The sequence below is a fragment of the Salipiger sp. D13 genome, assembly GCF_003703915.1.
GTDB lineage: Bacteria > Pseudomonadota > Alphaproteobacteria > Rhodobacterales > Rhodobacteraceae > Salipiger > Salipiger profundus.
Window position 1 is genome coordinate 11,589 of record NZ_RAPJ01000008.1, and the last position, 22,287, is coordinate 33,875.

Sequence of the window (22,287 nt, forward strand, 5' to 3'; positions counted from 1 at the left end):
GGTTCAACCCACCACTCCCAGCGGTCGAGCCGCGCAGGCGCCGGACCGCGGGGGCGAGGTGACCGGGAACCCCTCAAGAGGGTGAACGCGGTTCGCTTGCACGAACCGCGTCCAGAAGTGCCTCAGCCCTGCAGCGACTTGACCACCAGTTCCCCTTCCTCGCGGGACTTCATCGCCATCACCGCGGCGTGGGCGCCGGCGGCGGTGGTGAAGTAGGGGATCTTGTCGTAGAGCGCGACGGAGCGGATCTCGCGGGAGTCCTCCACGGCGGCCGAGCCCTCGGTGGTGTTCAGCACCAGCTGGATGCCGCCGTCCTTCATCAGGTCGACCACGTTCGGACGGCCCTCGTAGACCTTCTTGACCCGCTCGCAGGAGATGCCGGCCGCTTCGAGGAAGCCCGCCGTGCCGCCGGTGGCGATGATGCGGAAGCCGAGGTCGTTGAGAACCCGCGCTGCCTCGAGCATGTCGTCGCCCTTGTCCGCGTCCTTGATCGAGAAGAACACCGCGCCCTCGGTGGGCAGGTTGTTGCCCGCGCCCATCTGCGCCTTGAGGAAGGCGCGCGGGAAGCTGCGGTCCCAGCCCATGACCTCGCCGGTCGAGCGCATCTCGGGGCCGAGGATGGTGTCGACGCCCGGGAAACGGGCGAAGGGCAGAACCGCCTCCTTCACCGAGTACCAGGGCATGTCCGGATCGGCGAGGGTCATCGGGTCGGCCATCGGCACGTCGGTGTCGTAGTCGGTGTCCGCGGCGTGACCTTCGCGCAGCGGGAAGGCCGAGAGCTTCTCGCCGGCCATGATCCGCGCGGCGATCGAGGCGATGGCCGAGTCGGTCGCCTTGGCGACGAAGGGCACCGTGCGCGAGGCGCGCGGGTTCACCTCGATCAGGTAGATCTCGCCGCCCTTGACCGCGAACTGCACGTTCATCAGGCCGACCACGTGCAGCGCCTTGGCCAGCGCCTCGGTCTGCGTCTTGATCTCGTCGATGACATCCGCCGAGAGCGAGTAGGGTGGCAGCGAGCAGGCGCTGTCGCCGGAATGCACACCGGCTTCCTCGATGTGCTGCATGATGCCCGCAACGTGCACGGATTCGCCGTCGCAGAGCGCATCCACGTCAAGCTCGACCGCGCCGTCGAGGTAGTTGTCGAGCAGCACCGGGCTGTCGCCAGACACCACCACGGCTTCCTTGATGTAGCGTTCGAGGTGGCCCATGTCGCGCACGATCTCCATCGCGCGGCCGCCCAGCACGTAGGACGGGCGGATCACCAGCGGGAAGCCGATTTCCTCGGCGATGGCCAGCGCCTGCGCGTCGGTCGAGGCGATGCCGTTCTTCGGCTGCTTCAGGCCAAGCTGGTTGACCAGCGCCTGGAAGCGCTCGCGGTCCTCGGCGAGGTCGATGGCATCGGGGGTGGTGCCGAGGATCGGGATGCCCTCGGCCTCGAGCGCGTTGGCGAGCTTCAGCGGGGTCTGGCCGCCGAACTGGACGATGACGCCGTGCAGCGTGCCGTTCGACTGCTCGACACGCAGGATCTCCATGACGTGCTCGAAGGTCAGCGGCTCGAAATACAGCCGGTCCGAGGTGTCATAGTCGGTCGACACGGTCTCGGGGTTGCAGTTGACCATGATGGTCTCGTAGCCGGCATCGGTCAGCGCGAAGCAGGCGTGGCAGCAGCAGTAGTCGAACTCGATCCCCTGCCCGATCCGGTTCGGACCGCCGCCGAGGATGACCACCTTCTTGCGGTCGCTCGGGCGGGATTCGCACTCGACCTCGCCCATCATGGGCTCTTCGTAGGTCGAATACATGTAGGGCGTCTGGGCCTCGAACTCGGCGGCGCAGGTGTCGATGCGCTTGAACACGGCAGTCACGCCAAGACCCGTGCGGCGCTTGCGCACGTCCTTTTCCGAGAAGCCGGTGAGCTTGGCGAGCCGGGCGTCGGTGAAGCCCATCATCTTGAGCGCGCGCATGCCGTCGGCGTCCTGCGGCAGACCGCCGGCGCGGATCTCTTCCTCGGCCTCGACGATCTCGCGGATGCGGGCAAGGAACCACGGGTCGAACATCGTCACGCCGTGGATCTCGTCATCCGACAGGCCGTGGCGCATCGCCTGCGCGACGGTGCGCAGCCGGTCCGGGGTCTGGGCGCTGATCGCCTTGATGACGGCGGATTTCTCCGGCGCGCCCTCGATCTCGATCTCGTCGAAGCCGGTCAGGCCGGATTCCATCGACGTGAGCGCCTTCTGCAGCGACTCGTGGATGGTGCGGCCGATGGACATGGCCTCGCCCACCGACTTCATCGCGGTGGTGAGATAGGGTTCGGAGCCGGGGAACTTCTCGAAGGCGAACTTCGGGATCTTGGTGACGACGTAGTCGATGGTCGGCTCGAAGCTCGCCGGGGTCACCTTGGTGATGTCGTTGTCGAGCTCGTCGAGCGTGTAACCGACGGCGAGCTTGGCGGCGATCTTGGCGATCGGGAAGCCGGTCGCCTTCGACGCCAGCGCCGAGGAACGCGACACGCGCGGGTTCATCTCGATCACGACCATGCGGCCATTCTCGGGGTTCACCGCCCACTGCACGTTCGAGCCGCCGGTCTCGACGCCGATCTCGCGCAGAACGGCGATCGAGCCGTTGCGCATGATCTGGTATTCCTTGTCGGTCAGCGTCAGCGCCGGGGCCACGGTGATCGAGTCTCCGGTGTGCACGCCCATCGGGTCGACGTTCTCGATGGCGCAGACGATGATCGCGTTGTCCGCCTTGTCGCGGACGACCTCCATCTCGTATTCCTTCCAGCCCAGCAGGCTTTCGTCCACGAGGATCTGGTTCACCGGCGAGGCATCCATGCCCGACCGGCAGTAGTACATGTAGTCTTCGCGGTTGTAGGCCACGCCGCCGCCGGTGCCGCCGAGCGTGTAGGCGGGGCGGATGATCGCCGGCAGGCCGATGTGCTCGAGCGCCTCGAGCGCGGTCTGCACACCGGCGTCGAGATCGACCTTGCCCTTTTCGTCCTTGGGCGCGGTCACGATGGTCGCGGCCGGGTTCTCGAGGCCGATGCGGTCCATCGCCTCGCGGAAGAGCGCGCGGTCCTCGGCCATCTCGATGGCCTCGCGCTTGGCGCCGATCATCTCGACGCCGAACTTCTCGAGCACGCCCATTTCCTCGAGCTTGAGCGAGGTGTTGAGGCCGGTCTGCCCGCCCATCGTCGGCAGCAGCGCGTCGGGGCGCTCCTTCTCGATGATCTTGGCGACGACCTCGGGGGTGATCGGCTCGATGTAGGTGGCATCGGCGAGACCGGGGTCGGTCATGATCGTCGCCGGGTTCGAGTTCACGAGGATGACCCGGTAGCCCTCTTCGCGCAGCGCCTTGCAGGCCTGTGCGCCGGAGTAGTCGAATTCGCAGGCCTGGCCGATGATGATGGGCCCTGCGCCGATGATCATGATGGACTTGATATCGGTTCTCTTGGGCATGGTTCGACCTCTGGTTTGTCGCGCGTTCGTGCAGGCAGGGGGCAGCGTGCGGGGGAGTCGCCACTGCCCGCAAATTGTCGTGCGTTATAGACAAGCGCGAAGGCCGTGCAACCCCATTCCGGCGAAGGAATGCACACGGAGAGGCCCGGGACTCTTCCTTCGAAAAATCCCGGGACCGAGGCATTGGCGCGCGGTCAGAATGATCGAACGCGGAGTCCGTCGGCCCCGACCGTGGGCGGACCGTTACTGCGCCGCGTGCAGCATCCGGTCGCGCTCGCCGGGCTGGTAGAGGTAATCCCGCGTGGTCGGCACCGCGTACTGCTTGTGCGCGAGCTGAAGGTGGAACACCCCCTGGAACATCTCCTCGAAGGCCGCTTCACAGGCCACGAGGTAGAACCGCCACATCCGCACGAAGGTCTCGTCATACATCTCGCGGACCTTCGGCAGCGCGGCCTCGAAACGGTCGCGCCAGTGGTGCAGGGTCGGGCCGTAGTGACCGCGCAGGACCTCGACGTCGGCGGCCCACATCCTGGTCTTCTCCACCGCCGCCGACACCTCGGACAGCGACGGGATGTAGCCGCCGGGGAATATGTACTTGTCGATCCAGGTCGAGGTGGGCGAAGGCACGTCGACGTGGCCGATGGTGTGGATCAGCGCGATCCCGTCATCGGTGAGCAGCTCGTCGACCTTGCGGAAGTATTCCTCGAGGTGCGGGTAGCCCACGTGTTCGAGCATTCCCACGCTGACGATGCGGTCGAACTGCTCGTCGACCTTGCGGTAGTCGAGCAGCCGGAAGTCGATCCGGTCGGCGACGCCGGCCTCCTCGGCGCGCTTCTTCGCCGTGGCAAGCTGGTTGTCCGACAGCGTCACGCCGGTGACCCGCGCGCCGTAGTCCTTAGCCAGTGTCAGCGCCATGCCACCCCAGCCGCAGCCGATGTCGAGCACGCGCATGCCCGGCTCGATCCGGAGCTTGCGGGCGATGTGGTCCTTCTTCGCCTGCTGAGCCTCGTCGAGGGTCATGTCCGGCCGCGCGAAATAGGCGCAGGAATACTGCATGTCCGCGTCGAGGAAGAGCCGGTAGAGCTCGTCGGAGATGTCGTAGTGGTGCTGCACGTTCTTCTGCGACCGCAGCGGGTTGTTGCGCTGCTCGATGCCGCGGGTCCAGCCCCGGAGCGCCTGCACCGCGTCGAACCATCTTGGCATCTCGCCGTGTTGCTGGCAGCGGATCAGCAGCGCGACGAACGGGTAGAGCTGATCGGGCTCCACGGCGATCCGCCCGTCCATGTAGCCTTCCCCAAGCGCCAGCACCGGTCGCTGGCCGAGTTCGCGGACGATACTGTCCTCGGTGAGCGTGACATCCGCTTCCAGCTCGCCGCCAGGTCCGTATGAGCCTGCCGTTCCGTCCGGCCATGTGATGTTGAGGCGGCCTGTGACCACCAGTTTCGACAGCATCTTGTCGAGCACGGTCTTCCACATTTCGAGACCCCTTTGTGCAGTGAATTCAATAAAGGCCCTAGGCGGCAAACGGCGCACGGGTCATTAAACAGGTTAATACATGACTCAAATTCGGCAAGTTCACCCCCCCATTCCCTTGACTTCCGCGCCCCCGCGCGGTGTATCGGCGCCTAACTTTCCAGCAGCTTCCAAAGGGCTCCCGACATGCACGCCTACCGCACGCACACCTGCGCCGCGTTGACCAAGGACAACGTGGGCGAGACCGTCCGCCTCTCCGGCTGGGTCCATCGCATCCGCGACCACGGCGGCATCCTGTTCATCGACCTGCGCGATCACTACGGCGTCACGCAGGTGCTCTGCGACCCCGACAGCCCGGCCTTTGCCGAGGTCGAGAAGGTCCGCTCCGAGTGGTGCATCCGCATCGACGGCACCGTGAAGGCGCGCGACGAAAGCCTCGTGAATTCCAAGCTGCCGACCGGCGAGATCGAGGTATTCGTGCGCGACATCGAGGTACTCGGCGCCGCCAAGGAGCTGCCGCTCATCGTCTTCGGCGATCAGGAATATCCCGAGGAAACCCGCCTCCGCTACCGCTACCTCGACCTGCGCCGCGAGGAGATGCAGCGCGCGATGACCCTGCGCTCCGACGTGGTGGCCTCGATGCGCAAGCGCATGTGGGACCTGAACTTCCGCGAGTACCAGACGCCGATCATCACCGCGTCGAGCCCCGAGGGCGCGCGCGACTTCCTCGTGCCGTCGCGCCTGCACCCGGGCAAGTTCTACGCGCTGCCGCAGGCGCCGCAGCTGTTCAAGCAGCTGATCATGGTGTCGGGTTACGACAAGTATTTCCAGATCGCGCCCTGCTTCCGCGACGAGGATCCGCGCGCCGACCGGTCGCCCACCGACTTCTACCAGCTCGACATGGAGATGTCGTTTGCCACCCAGCAGGACGTGTTCGACACGATCTCGCCGGTGATCGCGGGGGTCTTCGAGGAATTCGGCGAGGGGGCCAAGGTCGACGACCCGGCATCGTGGCCGCAGATCCCCTACAAGGAAGCCGCGCTGAAATACGGCACCGACAAGCCGGACCTGCGCAACCCGATCGAGATGCAGGACGTCTCCGAGCACTTCCGCGGCTCGGGATTCGCGATCTTCGCCAAGCTGCTCGAGCAGGAGGGCACCGAGATCCGCGCCATCCCCGCGCCCACCGGCGGCTCGCGCAAGTTCTGCGACCGGATGAATGCCTTCGCCCAGAAAGAGGGTCTGCCCGGCATGGGCTACATCTTCTGGCGCGACAAGGACGGCGAAGTCGAGGCGGCGGGCCCGCTCGCCAAGAACATCGGCCCCGAGCGCACCGAGGCGATCCGCCAGCAGCTGGGTCTCGGCGTCGGCGACGCGGCGTTCTTCCTCGGCGGCAAGCCGGCGAGCTTCCAGCGCGTCGCGGGCAAGGCGCGTGACGTGATCGGCGAAGAACTGAAGCTGACCGACGAGAACCGGTTCGCCTTTGCCTGGATCGTCGACTTCCCGATCTACGAGAAGGACGAGGAAACCGGCGCAATCGACTTCGAGCACAACCCGTTCTCGATGCCGCAGGGCGGAATCGAGGCGCTCGAGAGCGACCCTCTCGCCGTGAAGGGCTTCCAGTACGACCTTGCCTGCAACGGCTACGAGCTGGTGTCCGGCGCGATCCGGAACCACAAGCCCGAGCTGATGCTCAAGGCCTTCGAGATCGCGGGCTACGGCGAGGACGAGGTGAAGAAGCGCTTCTCGGGCCTCTACAACGCGTTCCAGTACGGCGCCCCGCCGCACGGTGGCTGCGCTGCCGGCATCGACCGCATCGTCATGCTGCTCGCCGGCACCTCGAACATCCGCGAGGTCATCATGTTCCCGATGAACCAGCGCGCCGAGGACCTGATGATGGGCGCCCCGAACGAGCCCAGCTCGGACCAGCTCATGGAGCTGTCGCTGCGGGTCATTCCGCAGGAGTGAGGCCGACCATCGGTTCGGACATGAAAAAGGGCGCCCCGCGGGGCGCCCTTTCTGCTTGAGAGCGATGTTGTGGATCGGGGAGGCCCGATCCCTTCCGAACACCCGGGGACGCAGGCCACGCCGTAGGGTGGGTTTTCAACCCACCCCCCGCTTACTCTTCCTCGGCCAGCCCCATGAGGATCGGGCAATCGGGCCGGTTGTCGCCGTGGCAGGCCTCGACGAGCCGGGCGAGCGTGTCGTGCATCTCGCGGAGCTGGGCGATCTTCTCCTCGATCTGATGCAGGTGCTCGGTCGCCAGCGCCTTCACGTCGGCACTCTCGCGCTCTTCGTCCTCGTAGAGACCGAGCAGGGTCCGGCAGTCCTCGATGGTGAACCCCAGCGCCCGGGCGCGGGCGAGAAAGGCCAGCTTGTGCAGGTCCTGCTCGCTGAAGTCCCGGTAGCCATTGGCGCTGCGCGCCGGCGTCACGAGGCCGATGTCCTCGTAGTAGCGGATGGTCTTGGCCGGCAGACCCGCGCGGTCGGCGACATCTCCGATGTTCATGCGTGGCTCTCCTTCTCGTACGGGGCCGCCGCGCCGGCGGCCGTCTCCGTTTCGGTCCCGAGCACCGGTGCCAACCGCCGCAGGCGCAGCGCGTTCGACAGCACGAAGACCGACGACAGCGCCATCGCCCCCGCCGCCAGCATCGGCGACAGCAGCAGCCCGAAGGCCGGATACAGCACACCGGCCGCGACCGGGATCAGCGCGACGTTGTAGCCGAATGCCCAGAACAGGTTCTGGCGGATGTTGCGCAGCACGGCACCGCTGACGTGCACCGCCTCGACCACGCCCGAGACCGCGCCCGAGACCAGCACCACGTCGGCGCTCTCGATGGCGACATCGGTGCCGGTGCCGATGCCGATGCCCACCTCGGCCTCGGCCAGCGCGGGGGCGTCGTTGATACCGTCGCCGACGAAGGCCACGGCCCCGAAACGCTCGCGCAGCGTCTTCACGGCGGCAAGCTTGCCTTCGGGCAAGACCTCTGCCTCGACGTGGTCGATGCCCAGCTCCGCCGCGATGGCCTGCGCCGTGGCGGTGGTGTCACCGGTGATCATCGCCACCTTCACGCCGCGCGCGTGCAGCGCGTCGATCGCCGCGCGGGCGCCCGGCTTCACCCGATCCGCCACCGCGAAGACCCCGGCGATCTCGCCGTCGACAGCCACCAGAACCGGCGTCTGTCCGGCCGAGGCGATCTCGTCATGTGCCGTCTCGAGCGCCCCCAGCGCGATGCCCTCGCGGTCCATCAGCCGCTTCGCGCCGACCAGCAGCGCATGATCCTCGACCGTGGCGCGCAGGCCGTGGCCGGCGATGGCCGCACTGTCAACGGGCTGGCTCAGCACGCCCTCGGCCGCCTGCTCGAGCGCCCGGGCGATGGGATGCTCCGAGCCCTGCTCGGCGCTCGCCGCGAGGCGCAGCACCTCGGCGGCCTCCCGGCCCGGCGCGGCCTCCGAGCGCACCAGCGCGGGCTTGCCCTCGGTCAGCGTGCCGGTCTTGTCGAAGGCAACGACCTCGCAGCCGTCGAGTGCCTGCAGCGCATCGCCCTTGCGGAACAGCACCCCAAGCTCGGCGGCCCGCCCCGTGCCAACCATGATCGAGGTCGGCGTGGCGAGCCCCATGGCGCAGGGGCAGGCAATGATGAGCACCGAAACAGTGGCCACAAGCGCGTAGGTCAGCGCGGGCGACGGGCCGAACACCATCCATGCGACGAAGGTCAGCGCCGCCGCTGCCATCACCGCGGGCACGAACCAGATCACCACCCGGTCGGCCAGCGCCTGGATCGGCAGCCGGGCGCCCTGCGCCTCTTCCACCATCGAGATGATCCGGGCGAGCATCGTGTCCTTGCCCACCGCCGTGGCGCGGAAGCTCAGCGCCCCCTGCCCGTTCACGGTGCCGCCGACGACGGTGTCGCCGGGGCCCTTGCCCACGGGAACCGGCTCGCCGGTGATCATGCTCTCGTCGATGTAGCTCTGGCCGGTCAGCAATTCGCCGTCCACTGCGATGCGCTCACCGGGGCGCACGTGCAGCACGTCGCCAAGCTGCACCTCCTCGATGGCAAGCTCGATGATCTCGCCGTCACGCTCGACCCGCGCAGTGGCCGGGCGCAGCCCCACCAACCGCCGGATCGCGGCGCCGGTGCGCCCCTTGGCGCGGGCCTCGAGGAAGCGGCCGAGCAGGATCAGCGTGACGATGACACCCGCTGCCTCGAAATAGACGGCGCGGGTGCCCTCGGGCAGAAGCCCGGGGAGGAACAGCGCCACGGTGGAATAGGCCCAGGCCGCGAAGGTGCCGAGCGCCACGAGCGCGTTCATGTCCGGTGCGCCCTTGAACAGCAGCGGCACGCCGACCTCGTAGAAGCGACGGCCGGGGAAGACCAGCACGGCGGTGACGAGGACGAACTGCAACAGCCACGAGGCGGACTGGCCGATGCTGCCCATGATCATCTCGTGGAAGCCGGGGATCAGGTGCCCGCCCATCTCGATGATGAACACCGGCAGGGTGAGCGCCGCGGCGAGAATCAGGTCGCGCTTCAGCGCCTTGTGCTCCTCGGCCTTGCGGGCATCCCGCTCGGCACTGTCGTCGCCCGCGAGATGGGCCTTGTAGCCCGCCTCGGACACCGCCCGTGCGAGATCGGCACCATCCGCGCTGCCGGCCAGAAGCCGCACCTCGGCGGTTTCGCTGGCAAGGTTCACATGCGCCGAGATCACCCCGTGCACCGCAAGCAGCGCCTTTTCCACGCGGTTCACGCAGGAGGCGCAGCTCATGCCCTCGATGGTGAGCTTGATCGTCTCCTCGCCGGCCGGGTAGCCCGCGCTGGCAAGGGCGTCGCGGAGGGCCTGAACGCCCGCCGAGCCCTCGACCTGCGCCATGCGGTTGGCGAAGTTGACACTGGCCTCGTCGACTCCGGGCACCCCTGCAAGGGCCCGCTGCGCGCGGCCCGCGCAGCCGCCGCAGTTCAGCTTGGTCACTTCGAAGCGAATGGTGTCGTCGGCCATGTCGGACCTCCAGATTCTGAGTGCCCGACGGATATAGGGCCTCCAGCTACTGGAAGGTCAAGGGGCAGCGCAGACGCTTTCTGCAATCCTCGCAAAGCAGTGGCAGACCCATGCGTTCTCCGGCCGAGACCAGTGGCACGATGGCCTGCGGCGTCACCATCATCATGGCTTCGGCCATCGCCTCGTCGCGCTGCTGCTCGGCGCAAAGCAGGATGAACCGCGCGAGGCTGCGCTCGTCTTCGCTGACGCTGGTCGCGCCCGGACGCAGGAAAAGAGGCATGTGCCAGCTGTGCCGGCGCAGCAGGATCAGCAACTCGGTCATGCCGCCGATGCAGTATCCCGTGCGCGCACTGCCGAGGATCGGCAGCAGGTCGGCGCGCAGCCCGTCGGGATCATGCGATTTACGCAGCAGCTTCACCGCGCGCCATTCCGGCGCGCGCAGACCCGGTTCAGCCGGGGCGAATTTTTCGTGTTTCAAGAGGCCCTCCGTCCGCCGCACCCGTAAACGCCGGGCTCGCCCGAAAGTTCCGGGCTCGCTGGACAAATTTATCCTGACTTAAATAGTCGGATAAATCAAGCGGGGCTGCCCTGCGCCGTTTCCGCCGCGATCTGGGCGCGGGATTTCCGGGCCCGCTCGGTGGCGGATTTCAACTGACCGCAGGCAGCCATGATGTCCTCGCCGCGCGGCGTGCGGATCGGCGAGGCGTAGCCCGCCTTGTGGACGATGTCGGCGAACCGCTCGATCCGATCCCAGTCCGAACGCTCGTAAGGCGCACCGGGCCACTCGTTGAACGGGATGAGGTTGATCTTGGCCGGGATGCCCTTGATCAGGTTCACGAGACGGCGCGCGTCGGCGTCGCTGTCGTTCACGTCCTTGAGCATGACGTACTCGAAGGTGATCCGCTCGGAGTTCGACAGCCGCGGGTATTCGCGCAGGGCGTTCAGCAGCGTCTCGATGTTCCAGCGCTTGTTGATCGGCACCAGCTTGTTGCGCACCTCGTCGGTGGTGGCGTGGAAGCTCACCGCCATCAGGCAGCCGATCTCCTCGGCGCACTTGGCGATCTCGGGCACGACACCGCTTGTCGACAGCGTGATGCGGCGGCGCGACAGGGCGATGCCCTCACCGTCCATCACGATCTTCATGGCATCACGCACGTTGTCGAAGTTGTAGAGCGGCTCGCCCATGCCCATCAGGACGATGTTCGACAGCAGGCGCGGCCCGTTGTCGCCGGTGCCGGTGCCCGGCGCGGGCCATTCGTCGAGATCGTCACGCGCCAGCATCACCTGCCCGACGATCTCGCCGGGGGTGAGGTTGCGCACCAGCTTCTGGGTGCCGGTGTGGCAGAACGTGCAGGTCAGCGTGCATCCCACCTGGCTCGAGATGCAGAGCGTGCCACGGCCCTCCTCGGGGATGTAGACCGTCTCGACCTCGTGGCCGCCGGCGATCCGCACCAGATACTTGCGTGTGCCATCCGCCGAGACCGTCTTGCTGACGATCTCGGGCAGCGAGATCACGAAGTTCGCGTCAAGCTTCGCCCGGTAGTCCTTGGCGAGGTTGGTCATCGACGCGAAGTCGCGCACGCCCCAGTGATACAGCCACTGCCAGATCTGGTTGACCCGCATCTTGGCCTGCTTCTCGGGCGTGCCGATCTCGATCAGCGCGTCGCGCAGGGCGTCGCGGGTGAGACCGATCAGGTTCACCTTGCCGCCCTCGGGCAGCTTGCGGGGAATGGTCACCAGGTCCTGGGTGATGGGCGCGTCTGCGGCCATGGCGTCGATCCTTTGGCTGAGGAAGCCGTTCCCATACAGGATTCGGGCGCGAAAACAAAGGGGGCTGTCACGCGGATGTCAATGGCAGGGCTCAGAGATGCCGTTCGAAGAAGTGGTCCGGGTAGGGGTCGTCGTTGAAGCGGTCGATCTCGGTCCAGCCCAGACGGCGATACATGGCGATGGCCTCGGGCAGCGCACTGTTGCTGTCGAGCCGCAGCAGCCCGATCCCGAGCGCCCGGGCGCGGGCCTCGAGCCGCTCCATCAGCCGTTTCGCCAGCCCCATGCCGCGCGCCGAGGGCGCGGTCCACAGCCGCTTCACCTCGGCGTAGCCCTTGTCGGTGCCCTTGAGTCCGACGCAGCCGATGGGCATGCCATCGCTGACCGCCACCAGAAAGGCGCCGCGCGGGGCCATCATGTCGCCGGCCTCGGGGTCCGCCGAAAGCGACACGTCGAAGCCGGTCTTCAGGCGCCGGCCCAGCTCGGCGTAATAGGCCTGCAGGCAGGCGACCGCCCGGGGATCGGTCGGCGCGGTCTCGACGATCTCGGTCCGGTCGAAACCGAGCGCGGTGGCGACCACGTCCATCGCCGCGAGCAGCGTTTCCGGGCGCGGATAGCGCGACAGGATGGCCTCGGCCTGCGCATCGGAGAGCGCCTCGTAGGCGGCGAATTCCTCGGCCCCCTTTTCGGTCAGCGTCGCAAGGCGGCGGCGGGCGTCGCCCGCGTCGCGGGTGACTATGACAAGGCCCTCGTCCTCGAGCTGCCGCAGGAGGCGGCTCATCAGCCCGGAATCGAGCCGCAGGTAGGCGCGGATCTCGGCCACGTCGCTGCGGCCGTGACCGATGGCATTGAGCACCCGCGCCGGTCCCAGCGGTCGGCCCCGCCCAAGGAAGGAGGCGTCGAGCGCCCCGGTCTCGGTTGTCACGGCGCGGTGAAACCGGCGGGTCCGTGCGACGGGATCGGCAAGCAGGTCATCGGGACGGTCTGAGGGCATCGAAAACACTCCGGCAAAACTGCCTGACTTTTGTCAGACAGTTTTGCCGAACGCAACCTCAGAACCGTTCGAGCAGCCGCTCGAGGTATTCGAGCTCTTCATCCGGGCGCTCGCCCTCGCCGCTGCGGCGGCGGATCTCGTCGAGCAGCTCACGGGCGCGGCGGTAGACATCCTCGTCCTGCACCATGTTCTCGTCGGTGCCGATGTTGCCATTGGCGCCCGAGTTGCGGCCCAGCGGGTCGCGTTGCTGGCCGGGGTTGCCGCCCTGCGCCTGCCCCTGCTGGCCCTGGTTCTGCTGTTGCTGCTGCGCCATCGCCTCGCCCAGGTTGCGCATTCCCTCGCGGAGCGCCTCCATCGCCTGGCTCTGTTCGTCGATCGCGCCGGCAAGGTCGTCATTGCGCAGCGCTTCCTCGGCACCGTCCATCGCCTCCTCGGCCCGGCGGAGCGCATCACGGGCGGCCTCGCCCGGCTCGGTGCCGGCGCCGGGCAGGTTCTGGCTCTGCCGGTTCAGCTCGTCGCGCAGCTGGCGCTGGCGCTCGGCAAGACTGTCCTCGAGCGACTGCTGGCCGCCCTGTCCCTGCTGACCCTGCTGGTCACCCTGGCCCTGCCCCTGTTGCTGACCTTGGCCGTCGCGCCCCTGCTGACCGTCGCGGCCCTGACCCGACTGGCCCTGCTGCTGGCCTTGCTGACCCTGTTGGCCCTGCTGGCCTTGAGGCCCCTGCTGCCCGGGATTGAACTGGTCCTGCAACTCACGGAACGCCTCGTCCGACAGGCCCTGCTGCTCGCGCAGCGTCTCGCCGAGGCCTTCCATCGCCTGCTCGCCGGGCGACTGGCCCTGCTGGCCCTCGGTGACCTGCATGTTCTCCATGAGCTGCTGAAGCTGTTCGAGCGCTTCCTGCGCCTCGGCCATGCGGCCCTCTTCCATGAGCTCCTGAATGCGGTCCATCATCCGCTGCAGGTCGTTCTGGCTCATCTCCATCGTTTCCTGAGACTGCGCCATGTCCGGGTTCTGCTCGGCGTTCTGCTGCGCCTGGCGCGACAGCTGCCGCAGGTAGTCGTCGGTGGCCTCGCGCAGCTCCTGCATCAGTTCGGCGATCTCCTGGTCCGAGGCGCCGTTCTTCATCGCCTCCGACAGGCGCTCCTGCGCCCGCTGAAGCCGTTCCATGGCCGAGGCAAGGTCGCCCTCTTCCAGCGTGATCGCGAGATCCCACATCGCCTTTGCCACCTCGGCCTGCCGGTCGTCGCTCATGCCGGTGCCGACACCCTCGATGTCGCGCAGGATCTGACGCAGGCGCAGGTAGGGCACCGCCGAGCGGAACAGGTCGTCGGGCCGGTGACTGATCGCGCGCAGCAGCTGGCCGATCTCGGGGACGTTGTCGCGGGTCCAGAGCAGCGCACGACGTTCTTCGATCACGGCCGCGGCCAGCGGGTCGAAGAAGCGGCGCCCCGGCAGGGTGATGACCTCGGGGTCGCTGGTGCCGGTCTGGCCGGCCTCGTCCTGCACCGAGATGGTCAGCGTGACCGGCAGGTTCGCCCAGGGGTGCTGCGAAAAGTTCTCGACCAGCGTTTCGGTGAAGTCCGAGCGATCACCGGCAATGGGCATCGGCAGCGGCACCTCGATGGGGTCGCGCGGCTCGGGGTCGGCGGCAAGAAGGTAGCGCCGGTCGACGGCATCCAGCGCAAGCTCGATCCGCGCGGTCCCGGCGACGACGCCATAGTCGTCGCTGGCGGAGAACGGAATCTGCGCGTCGCCCTCGTAGCTCGATTCGATCTCGCCACCGCGGGTCACCGTGGGCGCCGCGTCGGGCTTCATGCTCACGTCCCATGCGCGGCCGCCCGGCCCCTCGATGGCCAGCGTGCCCGAGCGCACCACCGCGAAATCCTGCGCGGTGTCCTGCGCCTGCTCCGGCACCGGTGCGCGATCCGAGATGCTTTCGTCGACGCTGAGCTGCCCGACCTCGCCATACATGCGCAGGGTGATCTGCGCGCCCTCCGGCACCTCGATGCCCGGCGCGGTGATGTCGTTGAGATAGACCGAGGGCAGGCGCGTGTAGCCCGGCGGCTCCATCCAGCCTTCCCACGCGGGCCCGGCGGCAAGGTCGACGCCGGTGGGCCCCATCGCGGTGACCGAGGACACCCGCAGGAACGAACCGAAGACCAGCGCCGCCGCGAAGGCGAGCAGCGCCACGTAGCGCAGCGCGAAGGGGTCGGCCTTGGCGACCCGCAGGTCGGGCTCGACCGCCTTTGCCCGCGCCAGCCGCTCGCGCATGCGCTGCTGGTGCGCCTGCCAGATCGCCTGCGAGCCCACGTCCGCCGCCCCGATCGCCTGGTCGTCGAGCGCCGCCTGAATGGGATTGCCGCGAAGGGTGGAATCGAGGCGGGCCACCGCCTCGGCACGACGCGGCAGCCGCAGCATCCGCGCGCCGCGCCACAGCGCCCAGAGCAGCGCCGCCGCGAAACCCGCGCCGGCGGCCCAGACCCATTCGACCGCGACCATGTCCTGCACCCCGAGCATCAACAGCGCGAGCGCGGTGATGACCAGCGACCACAGGGGCCAGAAGGCACGCGTGATCCGTTCCGCCGTCATGCCCCAGAGGGTCAGGCGGAGCGGCCACTTGATCGGTTTCAGAATGTCCGTCGGCGGTGTTCCCGTCTCGGGCATCGGGGTCTCCTGCAGCCTGGGCCGCAGGACAGATGCCCTACAGCCACTCGGGAAGGCTATCGCGGTTTATGATGTCGTCAAAGCTTGGTCTCGGGCGAATGACGGCGAATTGATCGTCTTTCACCAGAACCTCGGGGATCAGTGCCCGCGTATTGTACTCGCTCGCCATCACCGCGCCGTAGGCGCCGGCGGACCGGAAGGCGACGAGATCGTCCGGCGCGAGCGGCGCGAGATCGCGCGCCCTGGCGAAGGTGTCGCCGCTTTCGCAGACCGGCCCGACCACGTCGAAGGGCTGCTGCTCGACGCCGGGCGCGGCCTCGGACACCGGCACGATGTCGTGGTGCGCCTCGTACATCGCCGGGCGGATGAGGTCGTTCATCGCCGCGTCGAGGATGAGGAAATTGCGGCCCTCGCCCTCTTTCAGGTAGATCACCCGGCTGACGAGGATGCCCGCGTTGCCGGCGATGAGCCGCCCCGGCTCGATCTCGATCTCGCAGCCGAGATGGCCCAGCTCGCGCTCGATCATCGCGCCGTATTCCAGCGGCAGCGGCGGCGCCTCGTTGCTGCGGGTGTAGGGGATGCCGAGGCCGCCGCCGAGGTCGAGCCGCGAGATCTCGTGGCCGTCGCCGCGCAAGGTCTCGGTCAGCTCCGCCACCTTGCGGTAGGCCATGGCAAAGGGCTCGAGGTCGGTGAGTTGCGAACCGATGTGCACGTCGATGCCGATCACCTTGAGACCCGGCAGCCGGGCCGCCTCGGCGTAGACCTCGCGGGCGCGGGCGATCGGGATGCCGAACTTGTTCTCGCTCTTGCCGGTGGCAATCTTGGCGTGGGTCTTCGCGTCGACGTCAGGGTTCACCCGGACGGTCACCGGAGCGATGACGCCCATCGACGCGGCGACCTCGGAGATCACCCGCATCTCGGGCTCGCTCTCGATGTTGAACTGGCGGATGCCGCCCTCGAGCGCGGTGCGGATCTCCTCGCGGGTCTTGCCGACGCCGGAGAAAACGATCCTTTCACCGGGCACGCCCGCCGCCTTCGCACGCGCGTATTCGCCGCCCGAAACCACGTCCATGCCGGCGCCGGCCTCGGCCAGCGTCTTGAGGATCGCCTGGTTCGAGGCGGCCTTCATCGCGTAGCAGACCAGATGCGGCCCCCAGCTCAGCGCCTCGTCGAAGAGCCGGTAGTGCCGCAGGAGCGTCGCGGTGGAATAGATGTAGACCGGCGTGCCGACGGCGGCGGCGATCTCGGCCACCGGCACGTCCTCGGCAAAGAGCTGCCCGTCACGATAGAGAAAATGGTCCAAAACGGCCTCCAGCACTGCTCGCGCCGCCATAGCGCAAGGCGGGCGTCCGCGCCAGCCCCCGGCGGCGGTCGGGGTGGTCGGCGTCGCGGGGGCTCTGCCCCCTCTGCGGCTGCGCCGCATTCACCCCCGAGGGTATTTGGAAAGAGAAGAAGCGGCGGGCGTGGCGCTGTGGGGCTTCCGCCTTGCGGAGGTCGCCGGGGAGCGGCTTTCGGTCAGACCGGGCGGGAGCGGAACCAGAGGTAGAGCGGCAGGCCGCAGCTTACGCCGATCAACAGGGTGGCAGGGATGGCCAGCAGGGCCGCCCAGTTGCGGCGCACCGCGACCTCGGCGAGGACCCAGAGGGTGAGGACGGTGGCGGCGATCGCCAGGTCCCAGGTGAGACCGGTGGTGGCGGCGTTGGCGTGCCACGCCGCGACCATGCCGGGCAGCGACCAGCCATTGCCCGACAGCCATGTCACGAAATGCACCATCGGGTGCAGCGCGCCCCAGAGCGCCAGCGCCAGCCAGAGGTGCCGGAGGCGCAGGCGCCTCACCGGCTCGCGATCCCCATCTCGGCGCTGCCGGTGATCGTCAGGCCCGGCTCGGGCGCGGGGTCGGGCTTGGGCGGGACCGGGTCGCCGTCGGCGCCGCAGGCGGCGACGAGGGCGAAGAAGGCGAAGGCGGCGAGGCGGCGTGTCATCCGAGGATCTCCTTCCAGCGGGCCACCTGCTCGCGGACGCGCTCGGGGGCCGTGCCGCCGTAGCTCAGGCGGCTTGCCACGGAATTATGCACACCGAGCACGTCATAGATACCCTCGGTGATCGCGCCGCTGACCGACCGCATGTCCTGGAGTGACAGGTCCGGCAGGTCGCAGCCCTGTTTCTCGGCCATGGCGACGAGGCTGCCGGTCACGTGGTGCGCCTCGCGGAACGGCAGGCCGGTCTCGCGCACCAGCCAGTCGGCGAGGTCGGTGGCGGTCGAGAAGCCGGCCGAGGCGGCGGCCTCGAGCGCGTCGCGGTTGCCCTGCATGTCGCGGACCATGCCCTCCATCGCTGCAAGCGCCAGCATCAGGTTGTCGGCGGCGTCGAAGACCTGCTCCTTGTCCTCCTGCATGTCCTTGGAATAGGCCAGCGGCAGCCCCTTCATCACCGTCATCAGCGCCACGTTCGCCCCGAAGATGCGGCCGATCTTGGCGCGGATCAGCTCGGCGGCGTCGGGGTTCTTCTTCTGCGGCATGATCGAGGAGCCGGTCGAGAAGCGGTCGGACAGCGCCACGAAGCGGAACTGCGCCGACGACCAGATCACCAGCTCTTCGGCGAAGCGCGACAGGTGCATGGCGCAGATGCTCGCGGTGCCGAGGAACTCCAGCGCGAAGTCGCGGTCGGACACCGCGTCGAGCGAGTTCGCCGCCGGCCGGTCGAAGCCGAGCGTCTCGGCGGTCATGTGGCGGTCGATGGCGAAGCCGGTGCCGGCGAGCGCCGCCGCGCCGAGCGGGCATTCGTTCATGCGCTTGCGACCGTCGCGGACCCGGGAGAGATCGCGGGCGAACATCTCGACGTAGGCGAGCATGTGATGGCCCCAGGTCACCGGCTGCGCGGTCTGCAGGTGGGTGAAGCCCGGCATCACCCAGTCGGCGCCGGTCTCGGCCTGCGTCACGAGCGCGCGGATCAGCGCCAGCAGGCCGCTCTCGAAGGCGTCGAACTGGTCGCGCACCCAGAGTTTGAAGTCGGTCGCGACCTGGTCGTTGCGCGAGCGGGCCGTGTGCAGGCGGCCGGCGGGCTCGCCGACGATCTGCTTCAGGCGCGCCTCGACGTTCATGTGGATGTCTTCCAGCGCGGTGGAGAATTCGAAGGTGCCGCCCTCGATCTCTGACAGAACCGTGAGCAGACCTTCCCGAATGACCTCGGCGTCGCTATCACTGATGATGCCTTGTGCCGCCAGCATGGCGGCATGGGCCCTCGAGCCGGCGATATCCTGCGCCGCAAGCCGCTTGTCGAACCCGATCGAGGCGTTGATCGCCTCCATGATCGCATCCGGCCCTGCGGCGAAGCGGCCGCCCCACATCTGGTTCGAGGTTTTGTCCGACATGTTCGACACTCCGGGAGGGACAATGAGAAAACTGGCGCTCGCGCTCCTCTATACCGCCACCACGGCGCTTGCAAATCCGGCGATGGCCGATGTGCAGGCGGCCGAGGCGCTTCGCGACGGCGACATGAAGAAGCTGAACTTCCACTCCGAGCCGCAGGACGCCGGCACGGCGGAGTTCATCACCTTCGACGGCGACCCGCTGTCGCTGTCCGACTGGAACGGCAAATGGGTGCTGGTCAACTTCTGGGCCACCTGGTGCGCCCCCTGCCGCGAGGAGATGCCGGCGCTCGCCGAGTTGCAGAAGACGCTGGGCGGCGACCGCTTCGAGGTCGTGACCATCGCCACCGGACGCAATCCGCCGCCGGCGATGAAGGAGTTCTTCTCGGAGATCGGCGTCGACAACCTGCCGCTGCACCGCGACCCGGGCTCGAAGCTCGCCCGCGAGATGGGCGTGCTCGGGCTTCCGATCACGGTGATCCTGAACCCCGAGGGGCAGGAGGTGGCGCGACTGCAGGGCGATGCGGCATGGGATTCCGAGCCGGCGAAGGCAGTGATCTCGGCACTGCTCGGGGCCGAAGGCTGACAGGGCAGTTACAGGAACAGGCGGGGCAGGCCTCCCTGCCCCGCGCACTCGTTACCATGCGAACCCCATCGAGGGCGCAGCGCGCCTGCGAGGCGGCAGCATGAGCCGCCGCGAGCGGTTATCCCCGCCGCTCCGGCAATGTCCCTGCCGCTTGACAAGCGACACTCATGACACGTCCACCAAGGCCGCGTGTCCATTCATGCCGGGCCCGCTGCGATCGGTCGGCGAACCATGTCGCCGACCCCTGGCATCACAGGCCATCTGGCCGGGCATCCCTTCTGGCCTCGCTGCGGCGTCGATGCGACCCGGTCCGGACCGCGTGGGTTCAGTCGGGCAGGACGGCACCCGAGGGGCGTGGCGTCTCAGCCGTCTCGGCCGGCAGGATCGGGTAGACCACCTCCGGCACCTCGCCGGTCAGCGCACCGAGAAAGGCCACGATGTCGGTCACCTCGCCTTCGGAGAGCTCCGCCCCCAGCTGAGAGCTGGCCATGATTTCGACGGCAGTGGTCAGATCCCAGACCTTGCCCGAGTGGAAATAGGGCGCGGTCACCGCGATGTTGCGCAGCGGCGCGGCCCGGAACACGTACTCGTCGTCCACCGTGTCGGTCACCGCGAAGCGGCCCTTGTCACCCGCCGGCAGCACGTCGGCGCCCGGCTTCTCGATGAGGCCGAAGGGATAATAGCCGTTGCCACCAAGATTGATCCCGTTGTGGCAGGAGGCGCATCCGGCATCCATGAAGGTCTGAAGCCCGGCAACCTGCTGGCCGGTCATGGCGTCGTCGTTGCCGTTGAGCCAGGCATCGAACGGCGAGGGCGTCAGCAGGGTCGCTTCGTAGGCCTCGATCGCCTTGGCGAAGTTGTCGAAGGTGACGGGCTCTGTCTGCTCGGGGAAGGACGCGCCGAACCAGTCGACGTATTGCGGCATCGAGGTCAGCGTGGCGATGACGTTGTCCGGCGTATTGGCCATCTCGACCCCGGCCTGCACCGGTCCCTTGGCCTGTTCGGCGAGGTCGGCGGCACGCCCGTCCCAGAACTGGGCGTCGTTGAAGACCGCGTTCAGGACCGTCGGCGCATTGCGCGGCCCTTTCTGCCAGCCGTGGCCGATCGAGGTCTCGAGGTTGTCATCCCCGCCGGTGGCGAGGTTGTGGCAGGAGTTGCAGGAAAAGACCCCCGACGCGGACATGCGGGGATCGAAGAACAGCGCCTTTCCGAGCGCGATCTTCTCGGGGGTGATCGGGTTGTCGTGGACTGCCGGGGTGGTCGAGGGCAGCGCCGAGAAGTAGTCGAGCGCATCAGCGCGCAAATCCTGCGCGGTGGCGCCCTGGGCGGTCAGGCCGAGGGCGAGAGCTGTGAGTGTCGGGGCGTATATGCGTTGCATGCCAGTCTCCGTAAGGGCCGGGTGAGTGCCGCGCGTCTCCGCTTAGAACGGTTATAAGTTCTGACAGGCCAGTCCTTGATCCATGACAAATCCGCTCGCCTGACCTGCGGTCGGATCTCGAAAAGTCTCCATCAACGCCTTGTAAAGAATAGTCTTTGTTTAACCTTTCCGCCAGCGCGCCCGGCGCGCGCCCTCGGATTCAGTCGACCACCTCGTGGACCTCGACGATGTTGCCGTCGGGATCGTAGAAGAAGATCTGCCGCCAGCCCTTCACCGCCGCGTGGGCCCAGTCGGAATAGGGCACGCCCTGCGCGTCGAGATGGGCCTTGAAGGCATCGAGGTCGTCGGTGCGATAGGCGATGTGGCCGCGCACCAGCGGGTTGACGATCTGGCCGGTCTTGAAGCCTGCCATCACGTCCTTTTCGGCAAGGTGGACCTGCACCGCGCCATCCCAGACGAAGCCCACCTCGCCGGAATAGCCCTTGTCCTTTTCCAGCACCGGGATGTCTTCCTCGGTGTCCTGCAGGCACAGGACGCGGCGATAGAAGTCGGTCATCTCGCCGACCTTCTCGGTCGACAGGTTGATGTGGTGCAACGTGAGCTTCATGAACGGTTCCTCCCGCGCGACAGGGTGCGGCGGCGCGCGGCGCAAGGCAAGCGCGCTCAGCGGCAGTAGGAGCCGCTACGGTAGCGCGCCGTGTCGAAATGCAGGTGATCGCGGTGATACCCGTCCGACCCGGGGCCGAGCACCGTGCCGAACGGACCGCAGGCGGTGCTGTGCATCTGGCGCAGCGCGCGCCCCTTGCGACCGCCGCCCCAGTCGCGCAGCACGCTGATCTCGCTGCCGTCGCGCAGGACGACCCCCGAGATGTCGATGGCCCGGCCCTTGCCGTGCTCGCTGACCTTGCCACCCGGCTGGTTGTTGCGCGTCCGGCAGGCGTAATGCGCTGCCACCCGCAGCCCGGACACGCCGCCGCCCTGGCCGCCCACGGCAGGCTTGAGGCCGCGCTCGACCCAGTGCTTCAGCGTCTTCGCGGTGGTGCAATCCATCAGCGCGGACTGGCTGAGGGCAACGCCGGAGACCGCGCGCAGTTCGACCGCGTCGCGGATACCGCAGGCCGAGATGCGACCCGGCACGAAGCCGACGCTTTCACCCTGCAGGTCGATGTCGCCGCAGACGGCCCCCCTCGCCCGCATCCGGCGCTTGGCCATGACCCGCTCGACCATCGCCTTCGGGCGCAGAAGCGGACGCAGCGACAGCGCGATGGCCTGCGGCGAGCGGGCGGCGAAGGCCTGCGCCCGCGCGATACCCAGCGCCGCTGCCTCGGGAACGAAGCCCGGCACACCGGCTGCCTCGAGTTCACGCGCAAGGCTGTCGTGGAACAGCGCCGCCAGTCCAGCCGGGCGCGACTGCGGTCGGATCTGCGCGGTCACGGGATCGGCTTCGAGGGATACGGCGCGCGCAGCGGCCGGAAGGACGGCGACCACGGCGCCACGGGGTAGCGGATCGGCCGTCATCGGCGGACGCGGCGAGGTTTCGGGCGGAGCGGCGAGAGCCTGTGTCGCGAGGACTGCCAGCACTGCCGAAACCCGAAACATCCGCATCG

Annotated in this window: 17 protein-coding genes; 2 read left to right on the forward strand and 15 right to left on the reverse strand. The window is 68.0% G+C overall.

Annotated features, from left to right (window positions below):
* Positions 1-122: 122 nt before the first annotated feature.
* Together carB and D6860_RS17940 are read right to left on the reverse strand one after the other, a co-directional pair.
* The gene (gene carB, locus D6860_RS17935; RefSeq protein WP_076622823.1) at positions 123-3,455 is read right to left on the reverse strand and encodes a carbamoyl-phosphate synthase large subunit; all 3,333 of its coding nucleotides are present in this window, start codon (positions 3,453-3,455) and stop codon (positions 123-125) included.
* A gap of 243 nt (positions 3,456-3,698) precedes the next feature.
* A complete protein-coding gene (locus D6860_RS17940) occupies positions 3,699-4,931 on the reverse strand; it encodes an SAM-dependent methyltransferase (RefSeq protein ID WP_076622824.1) in 1,233 nt (410 codons plus the stop codon).
* Positions 4,932-5,114: 183 nt separating this feature from the next.
* On the opposite strand from D6860_RS17940, the gene aspS reads away from it, so the two are divergent.
* Complete coding sequence (aspS, locus tag D6860_RS17945; RefSeq protein WP_076622825.1) at positions 5,115-6,896, forward strand: aspartate--tRNA ligase; 1,782 nt, start codon at positions 5,115-5,117, stop codon at positions 6,894-6,896.
* 151 nt (positions 6,897-7,047) lie between these two features.
* Here aspS and cueR read toward each other — a convergent pair whose 3' ends face one another.
* From cueR to argH, 10 genes are all read right to left on the reverse strand, one after another.
* Positions 7,048-7,437, reverse strand: a complete 390-nt coding sequence (gene cueR, locus D6860_RS17950; protein WP_076622826.1) for a Cu(I)-responsive transcriptional regulator — start codon at positions 7,435-7,437, stop codon at positions 7,048-7,050.
* Positions 7,434-9,926, reverse strand: coding sequence for a heavy metal translocating P-type ATPase (locus D6860_RS17955; RefSeq protein WP_076622827.1), 2,493 nt, complete (start codon positions 9,924-9,926; stop codon positions 7,434-7,436). The genes cueR and D6860_RS17955 overlap by 4 nt, the downstream gene beginning before the upstream one ends.
* 46 nt (positions 9,927-9,972) lie before the next feature.
* On the reverse strand, positions 9,973-10,404 hold the full coding sequence (locus D6860_RS17960) for a hypothetical protein (RefSeq protein WP_229743278.1): 432 nt from the start codon (positions 10,402-10,404) through the stop codon (positions 9,973-9,975).
* A gap of 95 nt (positions 10,405-10,499) precedes the next feature.
* On the reverse strand, positions 10,500-11,696 hold the full coding sequence (gene rlmN, locus D6860_RS17965; RefSeq protein WP_076622828.1) for a dual-specificity RNA methyltransferase RlmN: 1,197 nt from the start codon (positions 11,694-11,696) through the stop codon (positions 10,500-10,502).
* Between the two features lie 91 nt (positions 11,697-11,787).
* Positions 11,788-12,687, reverse strand: coding sequence for a bifunctional helix-turn-helix transcriptional regulator/GNAT family N-acetyltransferase (locus D6860_RS17970; RefSeq protein WP_076622829.1), 900 nt, complete (start codon positions 12,685-12,687; stop codon positions 11,788-11,790).
* 58 nt (positions 12,688-12,745) lie between these two features.
* Positions 12,746-15,349, reverse strand: a complete 2,604-nt coding sequence (locus D6860_RS17975; RefSeq protein ID WP_076622830.1) for a TIGR02302 family protein — start codon at positions 15,347-15,349, stop codon at positions 12,746-12,748.
* 37 nt (positions 15,350-15,386) lie between these two features.
* On the reverse strand, positions 15,387-16,652 hold the full coding sequence (lysA, locus tag D6860_RS17980) for a diaminopimelate decarboxylase (protein WP_076625289.1): 1,266 nt from the start codon (positions 16,650-16,652) through the stop codon (positions 15,387-15,389).
* Between the two features lie 212 nt (positions 16,653-16,864).
* Complete coding sequence (locus tag D6860_RS17985) at positions 16,865-17,176, reverse strand: DUF2834 domain-containing protein (RefSeq protein WP_308420245.1); 312 nt, start codon at positions 17,174-17,176, stop codon at positions 16,865-16,867.
* Between the two features lie 5 nt (positions 17,177-17,181).
* A complete protein-coding gene (locus D6860_RS17990; protein WP_076622831.1) occupies positions 17,182-17,331 on the reverse strand; it encodes an argininosuccinate lyase in 150 nt (49 codons plus the stop codon).
* Positions 17,328-18,719 carry an argininosuccinate lyase gene (argH, locus tag D6860_RS17995; protein WP_076622832.1) on the reverse strand — a complete coding sequence of 464 codons (1,392 nt, stop codon included), beginning with the start codon at positions 18,717-18,719 and terminating at the stop codon, positions 17,328-17,330. Before argH ends, D6860_RS17990 begins: the two co-directional genes overlap by 4 nt.
* A gap of 22 nt (positions 18,720-18,741) precedes the next feature.
* On the opposite strand from argH, the gene D6860_RS18000 reads away from it, so the two are divergent.
* Positions 18,742-19,302, forward strand: coding sequence for a TlpA disulfide reductase family protein (locus tag D6860_RS18000; RefSeq protein WP_076622833.1), 561 nt, complete (start codon positions 18,742-18,744; stop codon positions 19,300-19,302).
* Positions 19,303-19,627: 325 nt separating this feature from the next.
* Here D6860_RS18000 and D6860_RS18005 read toward each other — a convergent pair whose 3' ends face one another.
* The 3 genes from D6860_RS18005 to D6860_RS18015 all read right to left on the reverse strand — a co-directional run bounded on the left by D6860_RS18005 (position 19,628) and on the right by D6860_RS18015 (position 22,285).
* Positions 19,628-20,680, reverse strand: a complete 1,053-nt coding sequence (locus D6860_RS18005; protein WP_076622834.1) for a cytochrome-c peroxidase — start codon at positions 20,678-20,680, stop codon at positions 19,628-19,630.
* Between the two features lie 199 nt (positions 20,681-20,879).
* Complete coding sequence (locus D6860_RS18010; RefSeq protein WP_076622835.1) at positions 20,880-21,287, reverse strand: VOC family protein; 408 nt, start codon at positions 21,285-21,287, stop codon at positions 20,880-20,882.
* Positions 21,288-21,343: 56 nt separating this feature from the next.
* Positions 21,344-22,285: an extensin-like domain-containing protein gene (locus D6860_RS18015; RefSeq protein ID WP_076622836.1), complete on the reverse strand. Its 942-nt coding sequence runs from the start codon at positions 22,283-22,285 to the stop codon at positions 21,344-21,346.
* Positions 22,286-22,287: the final 2 nt, after the last annotated feature.